This is a genomic window from Rhodanobacter sp. C05 (assembly GCF_002001165.1).
In the GTDB taxonomy this organism is placed as follows: domain Bacteria; phylum Pseudomonadota; class Gammaproteobacteria; order Xanthomonadales; family Rhodanobacteraceae; genus Rhodanobacter.
The window spans coordinates 154,372-174,297 of record NZ_MUNQ01000008.1 but is presented as its reverse complement, the minus strand read 5'-3'; the positions used below and the strand labels follow the sequence as shown (position 1 = coordinate 174,297).

Here is a 19,926-nt window from a genome sequence, read left to right as displayed (position 1 = left end):
TCAACATGATGGCTATGTCTGCTTCAACGAATGGGTTCGCGCGACGAGTACAACCATGACGATCAGCACGCACGTGACCAGTGCGGACAATACTGAACCATCGGGTCCGGTTGCTCCTCCCGTCAGCCATGCCGCGTGAGCAGTCGATGGCGTCACGACCAGATAGCCGTCCGTATCACCCACACCGAAGAGCGACCACTCGGTGAAGTCGTAGGCGATGTGCGCACCGATGGGTAGCCAGAGGCTTCCGCTGATCATGTACAGCACGCCCATCAGCAGACCGCCGTTGATGACGAGTAGAACAAGCGCCAGCGGTGGCGCATGACTCGCGTGCGCGGCTGCAAACAGGACCGCCGAAATCAGCAGTCCGGGCAACGGCCCGAACATGCGGGCGAAGATCCGCAACAGGATTGCCCTGAAGGCCAGTTCCTCGACGACGGCGGAGATGTACGCGTTGAAGACCAGATAATGGAATGCGTCATGCCAATGCCCGCGGCTCACATCGTTCAGGCCGAAAAGCCAGAGCAACAGCAGCGACAACGCCATGAAGGCGAATCCGACTAGTCCGCCGAGCAGGAAATATCGGGGCGCATGACGCAACGCGATTTCGTTGGGTCTGCGTTGCTCGCACAGCTTTACGGCCAATCCGTAAACGGCCAGGCCGGCGAGCGGAAGGATGATCCCGATCCAGTATCCGGAAACGACTGAGAGCGACAGCCATTCCGGCAGCTGCAGTGACGCGACAAAAACCAAGGCAGCAAACACAAAAAGAGCGGATGCCCACGATAGGGCGCGCCACCGGAACCATTTGCCTGGAGCAAGGATTCCGGCGTGTGCGGATGGAATACGCGATAGTTCGGACAAGGTCACGACGATCTCCCGCAACGCGCAAATGAAAGACGATCAGAGGCAGGTCCGGGCATCGCCAGCTGATGTGCGACGCAGCATCTTTTTCCTATCCTTGGAGCACCGTGGACCTGCCGACTACAAAATAGGAGGTCTCTCTTCCGACGTCATCGCCCGCAAGGCTAGAGAGCAAGTACCGCTAAAGTGGTAGCGCGATTTGACCAACTCCATGAATCGGACAACACTTAGGATGCAACGTGGTCGACGATGATTCGGATGGCCAAATGGGCTGTCGGTCGGGACTCCCGTGCATACGGTCCTTGTCCGGCCTGGGGATATCTGTTTCACGAACGAAAAAAGCATCGCGGGCGCGGTGCTTTGTCTCGTGAGTTTCGGCTACACACGTCGAGGATTTCCTTTCCGCATGAAAAAGCTTGTTCAAGTTCTAACCTTGATGGTCTTCCGTCACACCGCGAGCTGGTGTCTGCTGATGGGCGTCACCATTCTCGCCAGCGCGCACGCCGCCGCAGCACCAGCGAGCTCTGGCCAGAGCATCACAAAACCGGCCTTCGAGCAGTTGTCGCAATTGAAGCGCACCCTCTTCACCGTCAAGGACGGCCTGCCCTCCACGATCTACGCCATCACCGAAGACAGGGAAGGCTATCTGTGGCTCGGTGGTCCTACCGGGCTGTTTCGCTTCGATGGGCTGAACTTCGAACCCATGTTCAAGGAACAGTTACCCGCCGAAATCATCACGTCGTTATATGGCGACAGAGACGGGAATCTGTGGATCGGCGGCCTGCACGGAAACGTGACCCGAGTGCACGAAGGCGTTACCGAGCAGGTGGGCCGGGGGTTGAGCAAGGGCACCATCATGTCGTTCAAGCAGATGACCGACGGCACCCTCTGGGTCGTCACATCGAGTGGAGTCTATCGATTCGTCGATGGCGCCTGGCACCGTGCGGATCATTCCGACGGTATCGACGTGAAGTTCGTGTGGGTCACCGGCACAGGTGTTGACGGGTCGTACTGGATCTTCGCTCCCGATGGCGCGTATCGCCTCCGCCCCGGCGCCAAGCGTTTCGAGCTCACCAGCGCGAACCAGGGCATCGTGGCTATGGCCAACCTGCCAGCCACTGCCGCATACCCCAGCGGCGGCGTAACCGCCGACCTGATCGTGGACCGGCAAGGAGCGTTGTGGATACCCACCAACGGCAAACTGACTCGCCTGCACACGGACAATATGTCCGGCCAGGCACAACTGGTCGCGGAAAATGTTATGGGCGTCGATAACCACTCCGATATTCAGGTGACGGCGGACTTCAGCGACAGCCAAGGCAATGTGTGGGTTGCCACTCCCGATGGACTCGAGCAATTCAGGACGACTCGTTTCGTTCCACTCGTACTTCCTCTGCCTGTTTTCTGGCCGGCCATCACTGAAGACAATACGCAGGCGCTCTGGGTCGCCAGCGCTTCAGCCACACCACCCATACGCGTGGGCACAAACGTCTCGGTGCACCCCGACCTGAGTGGCTCGTCGCCCTGTATCGCAAATGGTCCGGATGGAAGCGTCTGGTTCAATGGCGACAAGGGTATCCAGCGCTACATCCACGATCAGGTGATCACGATTCCCGCTCCGCCGGCGACCGGTCAGCAGGCATCGCTGGCGAACCCCAAGCAGGATTGCGTGGATATGCGGCTTGCGCCTGACGGTTCGCTGTGGGTCTCGATGCGATTCACCGGTGTCACGCGATGGGATGGACACGTCTGGAGCACGATCGACCCTAAAGCTGCCACAAGCATTCAGTTCGATGGGACGCGCGCATGGCTGGCGTTCCTCTCAGGTAACTTGACTTCGATCGACCAAGGCAAGCTATCAACCTACTCATCGCGGAGCGGACCTGATCTCGGCTCGCTGAGAAAGCTCCGGCTGGGCAAGTCCGGTCTCTGGATCGCTGGCGATGACGGCATTGCAATCAGGACTGCCGACCGTTTCATCCACCTAGTCGGCATGAATGGCGAACGCTTTCAGAATGCGTCCGGTCTCCTTCAACTCTCTAACGGCGATCTCTGGATATCGTCGGCTCGTGGCGTCTATCGCGCGTCCGCAGCGGACGTCCAGTCCGCGCTGTCCGCGCCCGACCATAGTCTCAGATTCACCCTGTTCGATCGGGACGATGGCGTGGAGGATGCCAAGAATCTCGTGGTATCCGACGATGGTCGCTTGTGGGTCTCAATGCGGCAAGGTGTTGCCTGGATCGACGCGCTGCAGATGCCGCCGGCTCCCCAGGCGGCCCATGTGTCGATCGAATCGATCAATGATCACGACGTGCGTTTCTCCGGCGCGTCTGTGCCAGCGCTGGAAAAAGGCACCCGCAGTGTCACCATCACCTATGCGGCGGCCACACTCTCGGATCCCGCAAAGTCACGCTTTCGTTTTCTCCTCAAGGGTGTCGACGAGGACTGGCAGTTGGCCAGCGATCGACGCGCGGCTCATTACGCCAACCTTGGGCCCGGCCAATACACGTTCGAGGTCGAAGCATCCAATGCCGATGGCGCCTGGGCAGCGCAGCCGACGCGCTTTGCCTTTCAGATCCTGCCCGAGTTCTACCAGACATGGTGGTTCAAGGCCCTCTGCGCTGCAGTCGTTCTCGCGGGATTGTGGCTGCTCCATCTGATGCGCATACGACACATCCATGCGCAGCTCGATGCCCGAACGCGCGAGCGCGAGAGCATGGCGCGTGATTTTCACGACACCATCCTGCAGAACTTTCAAAGTCTGCTCCTGCATGTGCAGGTTGCCGTCCAGAGCATCCCGGAAGGCGCTGCAAGACAGAAGCTCGACAAGGCGCTGTCGGTCACCGAGAACGCGCTCAACGAAGGTCGCGACAAGATCGGCGAGCTGCGATCGCTGGCCGAGCCAATGGAAGACCTCTCCATCGATATCAGCCATCTGGCAAATCGCCTGAACGAGATGTATCCGACGGAATTTTCAATGAATGTGGAAGGTGAGCCGCGACCACTGAACGCATCAGCTGCCAGCGACGTCCATGCGATAGTTGGCGAACTGATCACCAACGCATTCCGTCACTCGCAAGCAAGCGCCCTGCATGTTGAACTGCATTACGACCGAAGCGAGTTGAACATCACGGTCATCGATGATGGTCGCGGCGCGGATCTTTCGGCCCTGCCCTCCGAAAACTCCGGACACTGGGGTCTGCAAGGCATACGTGAAAGAACCCGCCGAGTCGGCGGTCGCTTCACCATCGGCGTGGCGCCTTCCGGAAAGGGAACACGCGCCAACCTGAAGATTCCCGCACGTTTTGTCTATGCAGGTAGGCGCTTGTTCCACCGGTAAATCGCTTGTTTGAACGACAGTTTCGTTTGCATTGCTGATGCCATTCAATCACTCACATTTCGCGATTGGTGAAGTGATGCAGGCCTACCACTTTGGAAGGAAGCGGTGATGGTCACCTTCTCCTAATCTTCCATTGCGGTAAGGCCTTCGGAATTGAAAGCCTCTGCCCAGCCAGACACATCGAGTCTACCGAGAGAGATGCACATGACCCACTCAGATAGCAGGTCTGTGATCGAATTGAACAGCCCCTTCACTTTCGAGAAAACGGTGAATCGACTGTCAGTAGCGATTTCGAACGCGGGCATGAAGCTGTTCGCCCTCATCGATCATGCCGCGAACGCGCGCGATGTGGGACTCAGCATGCCCGCCACGGTCATTCTTATCTATGGAAAAGCTGAAGGTGGAACGCCCGTCATGCTCGCCTCTCCGCAGAGCGCATTGGACTTGCCTCTTCACGTTCTTGTACGAGAAGACATCGGCGGTCGAACCATCGTTTCTTTCCGAGACATCGTGCCGACGCTGGAAGAATCGGGCGTACCTGCTGCGCTTGCCAGTCGTCTGGAACCAGCGCAGAACCTTCTCTTGAAGGCGATCGAGCCATGAGTCCCAATTCATCGAGCAAGAAATTCCTGGTTGTATTGATGCTGGCCTTTCCGCTGGCGAGCGCTAAAGCATCTCATCCAGTCAATCAGACGTCGACGTTCCTGGCCGAAACATCAAAGGCGATGACGACCATGGATGCAGGCATGATGACCAAGCCCACCGGTGATGTGGACAGGGACTTTGTGGCGATGATGGTGCCGCATCATCAAGGCGCGATCGACATGGCGGTGGCTGAATTGCGATTCGGACACAACGAACAACTCAAGCGGATTGCGCAAGAGATCATCGTTGATCAGCTGCAGGAGATCGCGGCGATGCATCTCGCTCTGGGCCAGCAATTGCCACCATCAATTCCTTCGCCCACCCAACCCGATAGCCCCATGTCTGATCATTCCGGCATGCATGCCGAACAGGAGCGCTGATATGCACCGCAACTATTGCCATGCCGCGATACTGGCCTGCTGTATTTCATCAAGCGCATGGGCTGGCCTGACGCCAAGCGCATCGGCATCACCGGACATCGCTATTAGCCATCGCGACCGCGTCTACGCCGCCGAACAATTTTCCAACACGGTGTCGGTCACCGATCCGGCGGACAACAAACTACTCGGTGTGATCCGACTGGGTGATCCGCAGCCTGGCAATTTCAGTCCGCTCTACAAAGGACAGGTGCTCGTGCACGGCATGGGTTTCTCGCCTGACCACAAAACACTTGTGGTCGTTTCGATTGGCTCGAACTCAATCACCTTTATCGATACCGCGACGAACGCGGTAAAGCACACGACGTACATTGGTCGATCGCCGCACGAAGCATTTTTCACTCCCGACGGAAAGGAGGTCTGGGCGACCGTCCGCGGCGAGGATTATGTCTCGGTGATCGATCCAGTGACCTATCGGGAAACCGCGAGGATCAAAACTCCCGGTGGCCCTGGCATGACGATCTTTTCGCCGGATGGGCGCTACGGCTACATCTGCTCTTCGTTCAACCCTACGACAGTCGTCGTCACCGTTGACGACCACAAGATCGTTGGTAGGATCGCTCAGCCCAGCCCTTTCTGCCCGAACATTGCTGCGTCGCCAGATGGCAAGCAGGTTTGGTTTACCCTTAAGGATGTAGGCAAAGTCGTCGCCTTTTCAGCCAAACCACCTTTCACTGTCCTCAAGATCCTCGATACAGGTCCGATCACCAACCACGTCAACTTTGTCCACAACGCTCACGGCCAGTTCGCCTACGTGACTGTCGGCGGACTGAATGAAGTACAGGTCTTCAGAACAAGCGATTTCGCAAAGGTCGCCACTATTCCAGTAGGCAAGCTTCCCCACGGCCTCTGGCCATCGGGCGACGGAACCCGAATCTATGTCGGCCTTGAGAATGACGACAAACTGGCGGCCATAGATACCATCACCAATGCAGTCGTCGCGACAATTCCCATCGGTCAAGCGCCACAGGCTTTAGTCTATGTACCGGGCGCTGTATCGTCAGGCGACGGAACGCAGGGACTTCAACCACTCGGGCTGAGCGGCGAGGCTGCGCATTTGGTCCTGTCATCGCCTGCCAATCCGCATGGCCCAACGACCAGCGTCAGCCTGTTTGACCAAGGTTTAGTTCAAGTTTTGCAGGCATCCGTCGCGGGCCTCATGCCAAAGCAACCATACATCCTTGCTTTATCCTCAAAACCCAATGGTGGAGGCAGTCTGCAGCCGATAGCGGCTTTCATCACTAACCCGGCCGGATCCGCGATTGTCGACACCGTCGGCCCTATCCGGCGGGTCATCGAAGGAACTGATGCCTCCGCTACTAAATACCTAACTATTGCGGAGGGAACACCGGCGAAACCGGGAGCAATTGCGCAGACCCAACGACCCTGACGTGGAATCCCAAGAGGGCTCTGTGTGAAAAATTTATGTACCAACGAGTGTTACTGACGATTAGTCACTGGGATTGCCATGCAGCCCGTGGCGTGATTGCGCGTGCGAGGCGTTGCAAGAGACACCTCGCAGTTACGACAACAATGCCCCTTCAAGTAGCCGCTGTCGCTACGCCGATGGCGCCACCGCGTTCACCCACCGGAATGGTGGCGATACGTAGTGGATGGGTCTGGCTGGTTCGAATGAGCGAAGGCATACGATTACGTCAGGTTCCATAAAACTGGATCCCGTGGTGACAGAGATCCGGGAGCGAGGCATCAGGGGATATACAGGTCACAGTGAGTGGTAGCGTCAAATACGACGAGACAGACTGGATCGCCAGTGTGATCAGGTGGATGAGGCGTTCCTTGTGTGCCGGCGGCACAACGATCGTGAGCAAAAGGAATATGTCGGCGCCGTCGGCCCCCCGATGAATCTCGGCCAAGTAGGCGGCCCGGATCGTTGCCTCTCTCTGGAAAAGATCACGAAGGGCAAGAACCAGTTCGTTTGCGGGTTCCGTGGGCGGACACACACCGACCTGCTCGCTCTGCTCAATGGTTTCCTGGGTGTAGTAACCGAGGGAGCGCCCCTCGAGGAGAGCCACGATTTCCGGTGGATACAAAGCTACCTGATCGATGTTGGGGTTCAGCATCAATGTGGCACCCCGTGTCAGTTCGAGCAATCGCCGCCCCGACATGGCCACAATGGCCACTCTTCTGTTCACTGAGGCCGCTTCGGCCTGTTCCCGATCGCTAAAGAATGGAAGGACGGTTTGTTTGTTGTCCGGGCGCACGAACTGGATGAAGCGCATCACGCCCTCGGGCGCGTTCTCCAGCGGCACATGTGCGTATACGGTCGCATCAAGCAATGCCTTGAAGACCGCCTCCTCGGCGTGCACAGGGTTTTCTACCAGCGGCGTAGCCCGTGCAGCAATCAGTAGCTGCGAAAGCTTGTCAGTCGTGACCTTTGCCATTCAATTCAACCTTCTGGATCGACGCCACGCTAGGCAATGCTGGGCCTGGCTGTTCGGCTGTGTAGCAACGAAGCAAGCGCGCGTACATCGGTTCCATGCGGTCATTTTCACGATTCGGTGCGTTGTGGCGCTGACCAGTTAGGCGAAGGGGTGCCATCAATGCTTGTGTCAAAGACGGGCTCGAGGACAAGGTAGGGATCGGCAAGCTCTTGCCATCCTGCGCGGAACACCTCGCTCCCACTGGGATAATGGCGAAGCAAGGTGCGCGCCCGCTCGAGAACCGCCGCAGGAATCCTTCGATTGACGAGTAGTGCCGTCAGGAAGCTCCGTGTTTCGATGACTGCCCAAGAGCGTTCGTAAGGTTGGGTCATAGCCACCTCATGCAGGGATCAGAATCTCGTGACTGTGCTGGCGAATAGGTCACCCAAGCGCGTTGTTGGTGGGTGCTAGCTCTCCACTCCCTTCTCATAGGTATCGCTCACGCACGAGGCGGCCCTATGGCGATGTCGCGCCGTTGTCGGTTTGCACGAAACATTTCCTCGAATCGATCAATGAATTCATGCGCTGCGCCACGGTAACGCAATACATCCGCTGGAATCGCCACGCCAAGCTCACGCGCAATATCAGTGGCATATTTCATCTGATTAGCTGTTGGTAGTTGTAAGTCAGGATCGAGGCACTCAGCGAGAGAATTGGAAATGCATGCGGACAAGCGATCTGTGAACGCTTCGTCCATGTCACCGCGATATGCCCGTTCGCGCTGAACATCAAGCGCCTCCTGAAGTCGGTCATCCACCGGCACGGGTATGAACCACTGATCCTCGAACACCAATTGCAGGAGCATGGGGCGTGGCTTCCTATCGTTGGTAGGGCGGCCAAGAGCCGGGGCTGTTGCGAAAACTACGAATATCGTAGTATCGGAAGCACGGCAAAGCAACGAATCTCGTAGGTGCTACCAACTACGAGCTGTCCATGCCTCGCCAGAGCAATCCGTCATCCATTTTCAGCAAGCGCTTAAGACAGGCGCGGGAGGATGCCGGTCTATCCCAGAAGGAGCTGGGCATTCTCGCCGGGTTGGATCCTTTTGTGGCTAGCACACGCATCAATCGGTACGAGCAAGACGTTCACGCTGCGGATCTAGCAACAGCGAAGCGGATGGCGAAGGTGCTTGGCGTGCCACTTGCCTATCTCTATGCCGACAGCGAGCGGCTTGCACGGATGATCCGCGCGTTCAGCAAGTTGGACGCTGCTGGACAAGAAAAAATACTGAAAGAAGCCGAGTCTGGCTAGACTCCGGCTGCCCAACCAGCGCACGCGCCCTTATGGTCATCGATCAAGTTGTTGCAACATGGGTCCGATGTTCCCAATAGTCCTTGAGTTCTGCCTTGCAGATGCTGATCGCCCTGGGATGCATGACACTGGGATGTTCAAGCTCAAACCTGCGTTCAATTGTGTGCGCTGACGGACTGAGATCTACTCGCCAGCGGGGCTTAGCCGGCTGCCGCCGCACCTTGCGCATGGGTGCTCGAGATCGCTCCAGCCAATCATGAATCACCGATGGCAAGGGCTCAGCCTCTACTCTACCGCGTTCCTTTGTATAGGGATTTGCAGGCCCAATGCAACCTGGCGACCAGCCGGTAACGGTTCCTGCGACCTTCGCCAAATCGTAGTGTCCCAACGAAAGCTGGTACCCATCGAAGGTCAGATTATCCAGGGTCTGTTGACGAATTCGGGCAAACAGGAGCCGCGCGATACGCAATCCCACCGGGCTTAGCGAAAGCAGAGCAAGTGTCGGTGGAATGTAGGTCGCGATGGTGAAGATTTGTTTCAGGTCACTCTTCGATTTTCCGCTGTCCAGAATCAACATCCAAAGGGCTGCGACCGCATCAAGAGAACCTTGAGCTGCCAGCTTGGCAAGCTGGTCCTCGGTGGGCCGCTCGATGAGCCATGAGCGGCCACGTTCCGCAGAAATGAATGGTATAGGCACGTGGATGGCCCAATAGGCTGCGTCGTTCAACACCCCGTAGTCATCACCGCCCAAGTTTTCTGAGAAGCTGCCCGTTCGCACCAAATCCCACAAGGGCGAACGTATTGCTGAGCTAACGTCGTCGAACTGCAGGGCTAAGGTTGCGAGCGTTCCTTCCTGCAAAACGTGTTTGCCAACTCGCGCTTTAGCAATGCGGCCTGAGTTTTGGTTCCCAGCTTCTGAGCTTCGACCGTCAACCCATCCGAGACGCTTTTCCACAGCATGCGCGCTGTGAGTCGGCACGCTGAAAATGGCCGTCTCGATCGACGCCATGCTCCTTAGAGTGCCCGCAAAGTCTTTTCGAAAATTCCAACTGGTTTCTAGAAGGATTGGGGATGGCATCTTTCCAAGAGATTTTGGGCGACGATTTGGCGAATTTTGCTGCATCGTACTCAAAGCGAATACCTTCACACCGTGCAAGAACGACCATGGTTGCAGCATAAGTACATGTATTTCAAGTAATTACTTATCAGGCACAAACGCGTTTCCGTGACAGTATGGTCAAGCTCCCGCGAATTAGCGATAAAGACGCCTATCTCGTCACGGTGAAACCCCATGGGCAGCAAGTCGTTGGAACAACGCCTACTGGATTCACTACTTTCCAATTGGGGCTATGTCATGGGAAGCGCAGGACTACGGCAAGCGCTTGGCTTTTCGAGCCAAGCAGCACTTCGCGTGGCGATTGCCACCAGGCGAGTTCCTTTTCAGGTGTTCCCGATTGAGGGCCGCAAGGGGCCATTCGCACTGACGCACGATGTCGCTGATTGGCTCGCATCGCGTGGTGCTCCGCCAGAAGACGAAAAACTTCCGCCTAGACGAAACAGAGCGAGGCAAAAATCCACATGACCTGATAAGTCGCCGAACCAATCGACAGAAATGAAAAACCCCTGGCTGGAACCAGGGGCGGTGCCTTTCGGCGAGTGAACACTCGTAGGCTACCTCGTTTCGTGTCCCGCACACAAGCGCCCTACCGGCGCTATACCTCGGGGAAGCCAATATGAATGTCACGACTCCATCGCTGGCGATGCGCCAGCGGTCTCTCAGTGTGCTCGCGAGTCTCACTGGACAGCGAAAATTTCTTGTCGGCGGTGGCCGATTTCGATTTATTGAGCTCTTGCCTAAGCCTGTCCCTACTGAACACGCCAGCGGCAACGGAGACGACCAATGACCGCCGGCGCCTCTGCCACTCAATGGCCACCCGAAGTGGCTGGTTCGCCGTTGCGATCATTTGATCCTAACCTTCCCTACCAACCGCGGCTGCTCACACCTAACGAACGATCCAAGGCGGATCTCTACGTTTTCTACTCACCCAGGAATCTTCGGGTGACCTCGATCACTGAGGCGCTGAACTTCGCATTGGGGCTACAGTTCGAATTCGATCCTCAGATCGCCGCCTACGTTGAGCGTCCATGCCGACTCATTCTATCGGCGCGGCGACATATCGACCTTTCCTTTTGGACACGTCGACATTCAGGAGAGGAACGCTTTCATCTGACGGTTCCTTCGTCGGCGACCGTCGTCACATTAGGCGGTGACATGGCCGCCAGGGAGCGCGATCTGCTGCACCAGGCTGCCGAGCGACAAGGCCTGAAGGTCAATCATGTTTTTGAGCATGAGCTCGTACGGGAAGGAGAGAAGATCTCTACCTATTTTCGACTTCTGGCATACGTCCAATCGGCAAGAAGGATAGCCGGGCTAGCGACGATTCGCGATGAAATCTACGCGTATCTATCGAATATTGAGAGAGCGACGTTTCGACAACTCCACCACATTCTGCATCGGCATGATCCTCGTCACGTGACAGCTATTGCAGCCGCGATGATCCATAAAGGCGAGATTCGCCTGTCCGAGACAAGTCATCTTTCGCCGGACTCCTTTTTGGAACTGGAGGTCGGCCATGGCACACCTTGATTCCCTGCCCATTGTGACGGCAGACGAACGTGCCACCTGGACAAAACCAGAACGTTCGCTACTCACTCCCAAGGCGCTCATCCGATACAACAATGCCGAAACTGCCTTGGATGGGGTTCTCGATGGTGCGGCGATCACTCCCGCCGCACGTAGATACAAGTTGTGTCCGAAGCGGTTAAGAAAGATGGTGTGCCAAGCGCCCCAGCTGGCACCCGACGGGAAACCTTATGGGTACCGTGTTTGCGTGGCTTGGGGCACGTATCAACGCAGTGCGATTGAAGCTGCTGAACCTGCATCAATGCCCGAGATCGCAAGACCGCATTCATATGAGCAACTTCTCGCAGCGCAACCAACCATTCGTGAATGGGTCGATGCATACAATCACCCGCTGCCCAAAGGACAAAAGCTCCCGCGAAGTTTTAATCAGCTTCAAGGAAAGATCGTCACGGAACTCAAACAAAAACAACTTGGAGCGCTTTACCCTCTCAATCATGTAGATCAAGGGCAACGGGCGCTACTCCGATACCTTCGGCGAAAGCGGGAATCAAATTCTGTCGCCGCCCTGGTTAACGACGAAAAGGCTTCTCCCGCCACCACGCTCGCAGACCTTTTCGCACGTCGTTGCTACGACCGTTTTGAGTTTGATGCACATCGTATCGACATCGAGGCCAAGCTTGGTGTGCGTATGCCAAATGGCGGCGAAGTAAGACGTTATATCTCGACTATCTGGCTTCTAGCCATTGTAGAGGTTGAGTCACGCGCCATCGTCAGTTGGTGCCTCCGTGTCGGAAAGGCTTACAACAATTTAGACGTGGCACTGTGTTTTGCACGCGCCTTGGAAACGTGGGAGCGCAGGACACTCACCCTGCCTGGTCTGGAGTACGCCATCGGCGCTGGCATGCCATCAAGCCTCTCTCCCGCTTTTGCTGGACGCCGACCGCTGCTGACTGCCATGGATAACGCGAAAGCGCACCATGCACACGCCATTGAGCAGGCCTTTTGTCGCGTTTACGATGGTGTTCTCAATACCGGGGTTGCGCACGCGCCACGCACGCGCCCCATCATTGAGCAATTGTTCTCACGGCTGGAGCGTGGAGCATTCCGACATGTTGCTGGCGGGTTTGAGCCCGCAACGCGATTGGGCGATAACAAAATACGTATCAGCAATTTCTCGCCAGATGATTGCCCGATCCAGCTCCAGTGGTTCGAAGAACTCGTTGAAGTCATCGTCACCGGTTACAACGCCACCCAGCACCCTAGCCTGGGCACACTGACACCACTGCAGTACCTACAGATGCATGGAACCGATCGGTCTTGGTTCTATGAAGCAGCGGACGGTTCGATGTGCGCTCCGGACATGGGTAGCACGATCGTTCCCGTCACCGTGCGTGGCAATCGCAAGAGTGGGGATCTCCCCCATGTGAATTACGCGTACGTTCGCTATAGGAGCGGTAATTTTGACAACGCGTGGGAGCTTGTTGGGCAAAAGGTTCTTGCCAAAGTGTATCGAAACGATCTACGGACGATCGTTCTTTACCGAACGGCGACGCAGCCGTATGGCGTGATGCGCGCCGCGCGTCCTTGGGATACCACCCCGCATGACGAGACGACGCGCAAACTGATATTTCAGTGGGCCAAGCAAGGATTGCTGAAGCTTAACGGCGTTGATTGTGCAATCGACGCCTACGTCTCGCATCTAAAATCGTTGGCCGGGAATTCGCAACCTGCCACAGATCAGCTTGCGCGCATGCAGCACTCGGGTACGCCAATCAATTCCAGACACCCCCCGGCTCAGCGTAGTGATGAAACGCGTCCATTTGTCGATTGGATCACCTTTGATGGGAAGAGGGATTCACGATGAGTGTCTCCGACATACACCCCATTTATGTCCCTAAAGGGTTCCAGATCTATACCCGGCCTTTAGAGCGTTACATGAATTTTATTCTCAGCAACATCAATGAGGACCATCACGGTGCCATAGCCGAAGGCCCGGGCCGTACCGGAAAGACGAATATCCTGCGCTACCTTTGTAACCATCAAACTCAATGGTTGCAAAACGTTATAGGTGGTGGCGTTGCCGCCCGTCTCATCATGCCAGGTGGCACAAGAAAGAGTGATGGCGCCTTCTATTCATCGATGGGTGATGCTCTGTATCTAACTGCTGCCGACCGTCCGATTGGGTCATTGAAGAAAGATCGCATCATTGACTTTGTGCTCAATCGCTGCGGCGCTGCAGGCGTGAATCTCATGGTCCTGTTCGTAGACAACGCGCAACACATCAGTCTGGCCGAACTCGATTATCTCTGCGGCATCGATGATGTGATCGAAGAAAATGGAGTCCGTTTGTTCATCGCATTCATGCGGCAGAGTGACGCGAGCGGCATCGATATCAGTGCCGTAGCCACCGCTTATCCTTCGCACATCGTCGGTCGGTTCATGATGGGAACACATAGGGTGACGGGACTGAGGGGCTTTGCTGAAGTTGCCCATGCGCTTCAGCGCTATCAGCATTCGAATTTTTGGCCGGTGGAGAGTGACATCTCTTTTGTCGCAAATTTTGCACCAAGCGCTGTCGCAAATGGCTATGAGTTTGAATCTCAGGCACCAATGATCATGGAGGTCGTTAAGGACATTCGCGTTGCTGCAGGACTGACCCCTGAAAACGATTGGCCGATGAAAACATTCACGAGCATGGTGAAGTTCCTGCTCTGCAACGTGGCAGGAAGAGATCCCGCCTTTCGGTCGTTTCGTCCAGAACATATTCGGGCAGCCCTCCAAGCATCTGGCTACTTGCAATTGGAGTATGCCCATGCGGGCCTTTTGGGCAGGAACGCGGCATGACCACTTCACAGTGGGAAGCCATGTGTGGAGAGACACGACCAAATCAGGGGCTCATCGGACTGAACTTTCCGAACTTTCCCTACCTCTCTGGCTACGGGATGATGATCCGTTCCCTGCGACTGAACGGGTTCGGTCGAAAGGACCTTTTCGCAATCTTTGGGATGCGGGCTATGCAAGGCCTTGACCTGTTACGCGCATGTCATCGCCCTGGTGGCCCACGGAGTCGGCTTGAAATAGCGGTCGGACTGCAGCACTCCGACATTCCAAGATTCTGGTCAGAAGAAGTATGGTGTCCTATCGACGTAGGTCACCGTTGGAACGAACTACGCCTAGCCCCTCGTCACTGCTGTGAATGCCTTCGCTATGGCTATCACTGTGCGTTGTTCCAGATGCCGTTCGTCGATTGCTGTCCCTGGCACGGGATAAAGCTGCGTAGCACCTGCGATCAGTGCGGGAAGCCATACCAGGGTCTTCTTCCTTCAGCAGGCCCCGTCACCCGCTGCGCGTGCGGCCATGACCCGTTTGACCGAAAGGCCGCGACTGTCGACATGCGTTCATTTCCAGTCTCGTCCGCTACTGAGCAGCTTGAACAGCATTTGACATGGTGTGAAGGTGAGCGAAGAAGGCGGTATCTGGTTGCGCCGACTGCTATAGGGGCTTGGTACCCCGCATTGAGCGGCTTGATATCGCTACCTGACGGGAAGTTTGGAAACACCGTGAGGTCCCCAGACTCTGCCGACCGCATGCGTCACTGGGACGTAAGTAATCATAAGGATGTTGAACCCAAGAAAAATGCTTTCTGGCCTTGGATCGTCATAGCGACATCTCCATCCCTGAATATCGCTCCACTACCGAGCGCCCTGCACCACCCACTGGTTAAGATCACCCAAGCGGTGATATCACGCTTTCCACCTAGCACGAGCTTGGATCTCGAAAAGGATGGAGCCAGGAAGGAGCGTCGTGTTGCTGTCGGCGAGCTGATCGCTACGAGGCCGCATCATTTTATCCTACCTTTCGGGCGAACGCCGCGAGAAGGTACTTGGCTAAATCTATCCACGGTATTGCCCGAGTCGCTCGATCTATGCGGTTGTCTGGTCGACGCGGTGGACCAACGAATCACAGGGCCCACTGAGGCAACGCCATTGCGCTCAGCTGAGGCTGAGAAATCCCTGAAATTCGATCAACTGGCTGGACGCTGGGTGCTACAGAGCGCTCTCTTCCACATCCTTCTTCGGGGGTTCGCCATTGGCTTGACCATTACGTTGAGGAAGCTCTCTCGCCGTCGCCAAGTAAGTCAGAGACTCAGCCACCGCATTCCTGTGGCTGAAATTTCATGTCAGCACGGCCACCTGCAACGTATTTCAGTTAGTTGGATCGCCATGGCGGACTGAGTCACCCTGTAGGGTAAGGAGTGCCATATGCCTGATTCTTTGCTCGCCTCGACTTCTACGAGGGGCAATTTGTTGACGCTTTCTGCAAATTGACGGCGTTTGTTGGCCACGTTGTCGTCAAAAAGGCGGTTTGTTGGCTCAGTCATTTCCCACTAGCGTGTAGAAGGCCCTGTATGAAACGAGATGAATCAATAGCTTAGAGAAAGGGCAATTTCAGGTCGCTGATCACTAAGGATGCTCCCCGACTAAAAGCCTACTGACCAGTTCCCGCTCGGCTCAGTTGCGCAACGTACACAACGGTGTGTTGTACGCACCGCAAACGATGTGACTTCGGGCACCTAGGTTTGACCACAAGCGGCAGATGGACTGCACCAGTACGGCATCTAGTAGTTCTGCGCCACGGACCTCAACTGCACCACGAATTGCACCGGTCCAGTTATGCGTTCCACGACGGCCGGAATCCGAAGCTCAAAACTCATTCCTGTTCGCATAACGGCCCCTGAAATAACCTACGGCAAGGTTCTGCAGGAGACGTAAAAACAGGTTGAGCGGGGGAACCATCGCCGGCGAAGATGAAGAAATCTTCATGTGCGGGCAGCGTCAGCCAGACGCTCAATAGAGGATTGCCCTACCCTTAGGAACGGCCTTGCGCCCTTCAAGTCCAGAAATCATTTGCAAGGTTCTCCCATAAATTGCGGATGCCTATTCCCGTTGCGTACGGACTTTCAATGCGTGCTGGGCCGCCAGCAACGCCGCCGGAAGACCATCCATCCGGGTCAGTTGCTGCTCCAGGGTGTGAGCGCGCGCGCCGTGCTCGGTAAGACGCCTGCTGATTTGTGGCGCAAGGGGGATGGCTTGTTCAAGCAGTATCAAGACATCCAGGGCGAGCCAGTCTTCTACGATGCAAAGTACATCGCAAACTTTGTGCCAGGCCCCTTTGGTGAAACGCTCTTTGTCGGTCTGTATCGCATCTTGAGCAAGGGCTCGGTCACGGACCCTGCAGTCACGTGCCCCATAGGCGGCCATTCGGTCATCGGCCACCACTACTACGAGACCGAACGGGTGAACCTCTTGGATGCGTACGTGGGCAAGTTGGTCATCGACTGGGGATCTGCGTACATCAAATGGGTGCAGCGGGCCGATCGACAGCCCAAGACCATAATTGAGATTCGGAAGTCCATCACCGAGCCGGAGTACCCAGGCCACATCGACTTCATCAGCACCATCCACACGCTCGCCAATGTTCCAAGCACCTGGCAGTCCATCCTTTCGATGGACCGAGATTCTCGATAAGATCTGCTTCAAGCTAAAAGTCGCCGCTCCCCTACCCTCGATAACACGGGCTAATCGCCCCGCCCTAAGTCCGGAATCGACCGAGGCTGTGTGAAAACGCAAATGTGCGTTTGAGGTTGATCAAGAATTGCTCAAATCATGGCGCGTAGATTCAATTCTGAAGCTCTGACGTTCGGTAGTTTGTCCAGAATTCGCGTAGCAGGCACATGCTTGAGGGCAGCTCTGCGTTTTCACCCAGCCAGGACCCTAAGCGGACACGTAGGTTGAGTGGCACACCCGTGCAGCGTGCCACTCGAATTGCCTAGTTCCGGTTCGGACTGGCGTCCCGTCAGGATTTGATGAACTCGAGAAGGTCGGGATTGAGGACGTCTGCGTGCGTAGTCAGCATGCCATGCGGGAAGCCAGGGTATGCCTTCAACTTACCGTTCGCGAGCAGGTCGACCGCGCGCGGCACCGAACTGGCGAACGGGACGATCTGATCGTCTTCGCCATGCATGACCAGGACCGGCACACTAATCTTCTTCAGATCTTCGGTGTAGTCCTCCAGCCAGGAGGAGACGGTCTCGTAGTGGGCCTGGGCGCTACCGGCCATGCCCTGGCGCCACCAGTTCGCGATCACCGCCTCAGATGGCTTGGCGCCCGGACGATTGAATCCATAGAACGGACCTTCCGGGACTGCCCGGTAAAACGCCGACCGGTTTCCAGTCACCCCTGATTTAACCGCGTCGAACCACTCCCGCGACTGACCGGCTGGGTTCGCGTCGGTTTTCACCATGTTCGGCGTCAACGAGGCCACCAGCACTGCCTTGGCGACCCGCTCCTGGTGGCGAGCGACGTAGCGGGCCACCTCGCCGCCGCCGGTGGAGTGACCGATGTGGATCGCGTCGCGGATACCGAGGTGCTCGGTCAGTGCAGCGAGGTCGGCGACCCAGTGATCCATGTCGTTACCGATGCCGACTTGATCGGACCGACCGTGCCCGCGCCGGTCATGGGCGATCACCCGGTAGCCGTGGTGAAGGAAAAACGTCATCTGGGCGTCCCAGTCGTCGGCCGACAGGGGCCAGCCATGGCTGAAGACGATCGGCTGACCGGTCCCCCAGTCCTTGTAGAAGATCTTTACGCCGTCCGGAGTGTTGATCGTAGGCATCGCCGGTACCTCCTATAAGAGATTGATTTGAGTGTTGGTGCTCCGCGAGACATCGAGAATGCTGCCAGCGGCTTCTTTCGACGTTTCGACGCGTCCGCCAGCGACCTCGAGCTGGGAGAAGACTTCGGTTGGCTCCATTCCCTGCACAGCGAAGCGGCGCCATGGCAGGTCGACAGTCCGATGCTGGATCATGCTTCCTAGTGGCGCTGAGCAAAGGAGGGTCGCAACGGCGGATCGGAGTATCACCTCAATCCAAGCCCAGGTGGAATCACCCGAAAGTGTCGTTTTTGCGGTTTAACGGCGGTCAGGGCAGATTTCCCTCGAAAGGGTGATGCGCGGAGACAGCAGCGCTTTTCGCCAAGAGTTCGCAGATCGAGTGATCATGAATGCCGCAGCAGGCGTGTGTGAGGCGGACCTGAGCTCCGCTTTGCTTATGAAGCCAATTGGATAAATAGCGAAGGACCAGCGGCGAGCAACGCGCCAGGCTCCCTGGTTGCCAAAGATCAGCATCGGAGCAAAATAGCTATCAATTTCACCCGGAAGGGTGATTGTTGAGCAGCCGATTTGCCTTCCAAATATCCGGTACAGCACCAGGCCGACAAGCCCTCCGCACCCATTTGCCGAATGGACGAGTATTGGACAGCGATAGCCCGGTTCGGGTCCTAATCGTGGATGACCACCCGATGATGCGGGACGGGCTGCGTTCCACGATTGAACTTGAGAATGACATGAGCGTGATCGGAGAAGCCGTTGATGGTGCACAAGCCATCGAGATGTACGCAGCGCTACGTCCTGATGTCACACTGCTCGACCTGCAAATGCCCAACGTCGATGGGCTGCAGGCGCTTACAGCGATTCGGAAGTCACAGCCGAATGCGTCAGTCGTCGTCTTCACTATCTATCCAGGCGACGCGCGTGTCACGCAAGCTTTGACGCTGGGCGCGACCTCTTATCTCCTCAAGTCAGCCAGTAGCGAAGAAATCATAGGCGCCATTCGAAAAGCTGCTTCAGGTCGACAGGTCATCGCATCGGAAATCAGCTCCGAGCTTGCGAACTATCACGGATCAGCCGTCCTTACCGTGCGGGAATTGAATGTGCTGCGCCTCGCCAAGGAAGGAATGTCCAATCGCCTCATCGCGGAATCCCTCTTCATCGCTGAAGACACAGTGAAATCCCACATGAAGAGCATACTGGCCAAACTTGGCGCATCCGACCGTACCCACGCCGTGACCATCGCCGAGCGCCGCGGTTTCATCGATCCATAGCCTGTCTGGTGGCATCCGCTGCCCTGGGTCGCAAGATCAGCGCACCTATTCCTAGGGCGCACTTGCCCAAAGTAGAGCCATGGCTGACGACTCGGTGGTGCGTATGCAGTCGATGACCGGGTCCAGGATGCATCAACCCACATGCGTTCAACCCCACCTTGAGACCGGCCTTCTGCCTGGATTTCAGACGTAGCAAGATCGCGGCCGGCGTATGTCACTCGAAAGACATGGACAATCTGGTGTGCTGCCAGGTGCGGGCAGCCCGAACTGCTTGGCGCATGGTCAATCTGTCATCCAACGCCGGTTGCTGGTTGAGCGAAGGATGGCGCGTCCAAGTGATTGCAAGACTAGAATATCGACGGGT

Annotated in this window: 16 protein-coding genes; 10 read left to right on the top strand and 6 right to left on the bottom strand. The window is 56.5% G+C overall.

The genetic code is table 11. The features are described from left to right. Positions 1-12 precede the first annotated feature (12 nt). Positions 13-870 carry a type II CAAX endopeptidase family protein gene (locus B0E51_RS06810; protein WP_143525819.1) on the bottom strand — a complete coding sequence of 286 codons (858 nt, stop codon included), beginning with the start codon at positions 868-870 and terminating at the stop codon, positions 13-15. 400 nt (positions 871-1,270) lie between these two features. Here B0E51_RS06810 and B0E51_RS06805 point away from each other — a divergent pair, with 400 nt between their 5' ends. The 4 genes from B0E51_RS06805 (at position 1,271) to B0E51_RS06790 (ending at position 6,676) form a co-directional block, all read left to right on the top strand. After that, complete coding sequence (locus B0E51_RS06805; RefSeq protein WP_077444141.1) at positions 1,271-4,204, top strand: sensor histidine kinase; 2,934 nt, start codon at positions 1,271-1,273, stop codon at positions 4,202-4,204. A 204-nt stretch (positions 4,205-4,408) separates the two neighbouring features. Then, positions 4,409-4,807 carry a DUF302 domain-containing protein gene (locus B0E51_RS06800; protein ID WP_077444350.1) on the top strand — a complete coding sequence of 133 codons (399 nt, stop codon included), beginning with the start codon at positions 4,409-4,411 and terminating at the stop codon, positions 4,805-4,807. Continuing rightward, on the top strand, positions 4,804-5,229 hold the full coding sequence (locus B0E51_RS06795) for a DUF305 domain-containing protein (protein ID WP_077444140.1): 426 nt from the start codon (positions 4,804-4,806) through the stop codon (positions 5,227-5,229). Before B0E51_RS06800 ends, B0E51_RS06795 begins: the two co-directional genes overlap by 4 nt. A gap of 1 nt (position 5,230) precedes the next feature. Further along, positions 5,231-6,676, top strand: a complete 1,446-nt coding sequence (locus tag B0E51_RS06790; protein ID WP_077444139.1) for a YncE family protein — start codon at positions 5,231-5,233, stop codon at positions 6,674-6,676. A gap of 265 nt (positions 6,677-6,941) precedes the next feature. On the opposite strand, the gene B0E51_RS06785 is transcribed toward B0E51_RS06790, so the two are convergent. The 3 genes from B0E51_RS06785 to B0E51_RS06775 all read right to left on the bottom strand — a co-directional run bounded on the left by B0E51_RS06785 (position 6,942) and on the right by B0E51_RS06775 (position 8,532). Continuing rightward, the gene (locus B0E51_RS06785) at positions 6,942-7,688 is read right to left on the bottom strand and encodes an enhanced serine sensitivity protein SseB C-terminal domain-containing protein (protein ID WP_077444138.1); all 747 of its coding nucleotides are present in this window, start codon (positions 7,686-7,688) and stop codon (positions 6,942-6,944) included. A gap of 107 nt (positions 7,689-7,795) precedes the next feature. Beyond that, a complete protein-coding gene (locus B0E51_RS19830; RefSeq protein ID WP_077444137.1) occupies positions 7,796-8,059 on the bottom strand; it encodes a BPSL0761 family protein in 264 nt (87 codons plus the stop codon). Between the two features lie 107 nt (positions 8,060-8,166). Then, entirely contained in the window at positions 8,167-8,532 is a 366-nt protein-coding gene (locus B0E51_RS06775; protein ID WP_077444136.1) for a hypothetical protein, read from the bottom strand. Between the two features lie 128 nt (positions 8,533-8,660). Here B0E51_RS06775 and B0E51_RS06770 point away from each other — a divergent pair, with 128 nt between their 5' ends. Further along, positions 8,661-8,978, top strand: coding sequence for a helix-turn-helix transcriptional regulator (locus B0E51_RS06770; RefSeq protein WP_077444135.1), 318 nt, complete (start codon positions 8,661-8,663; stop codon positions 8,976-8,978). Positions 8,979-9,021: 43 nt separating this feature from the next. Here the strand turns inward: B0E51_RS06770 and B0E51_RS06765 are convergent, their stop codons facing one another. Then, positions 9,022-10,110 (bottom strand): hypothetical protein, encoded by a 1,089-nt coding sequence (locus B0E51_RS06765; protein WP_143525818.1) that lies wholly within the window; start codon positions 10,108-10,110, stop codon positions 9,022-9,024. Positions 10,111-10,878: 768 nt separating this feature from the next. Here B0E51_RS06765 and B0E51_RS19150 point away from each other — a divergent pair. The 4 genes from B0E51_RS19150 to B0E51_RS06735 all read left to right on the top strand — a co-directional run bounded on the left by B0E51_RS19150 (position 10,879) and on the right by B0E51_RS06735 (position 17,150). Beyond that, positions 10,879-11,625 carry a hypothetical protein gene (locus tag B0E51_RS19150; RefSeq protein ID WP_143525817.1) on the top strand — a complete coding sequence of 249 codons (747 nt, stop codon included), beginning with the start codon at positions 10,879-10,881 and terminating at the stop codon, positions 11,623-11,625. Beyond that, on the top strand, positions 11,612-13,486 hold the full coding sequence (locus tag B0E51_RS19145; RefSeq protein ID WP_143525816.1) for a hypothetical protein: 1,875 nt from the start codon (positions 11,612-11,614) through the stop codon (positions 13,484-13,486). Before B0E51_RS19150 ends, B0E51_RS19145 begins: the two co-directional genes overlap by 14 nt. Further along, complete coding sequence (locus B0E51_RS06745) at positions 13,483-14,466, top strand: hypothetical protein (protein ID WP_077444130.1); 984 nt, start codon at positions 13,483-13,485, stop codon at positions 14,464-14,466. The genes B0E51_RS19145 and B0E51_RS06745 overlap by 4 nt, the downstream gene beginning before the upstream one ends. Before the next feature lie 2,123 nt (positions 14,467-16,589). Next, positions 16,590-17,150 carry a hypothetical protein gene (locus B0E51_RS06735; protein WP_077444128.1) on the top strand — a complete coding sequence of 187 codons (561 nt, stop codon included), beginning with the start codon at positions 16,590-16,592 and terminating at the stop codon, positions 17,148-17,150. 328 nt (positions 17,151-17,478) lie between these two features. Here B0E51_RS06735 and B0E51_RS06730 read toward each other — a convergent pair whose 3' ends face one another. Further along, a complete protein-coding gene (locus tag B0E51_RS06730; RefSeq protein WP_077444127.1) occupies positions 17,479-18,297 on the bottom strand; it encodes an alpha/beta hydrolase in 819 nt (272 codons plus the stop codon). Positions 18,298-18,965: 668 nt separating this feature from the next. On the opposite strand from B0E51_RS06730, the gene B0E51_RS06725 reads away from it, so the two are divergent. Next, positions 18,966-19,562, top strand: coding sequence for a response regulator transcription factor (locus tag B0E51_RS06725; RefSeq protein ID WP_256364104.1), 597 nt, complete (start codon positions 18,966-18,968; stop codon positions 19,560-19,562). Positions 19,563-19,926: the final 364 nt, after the last annotated feature.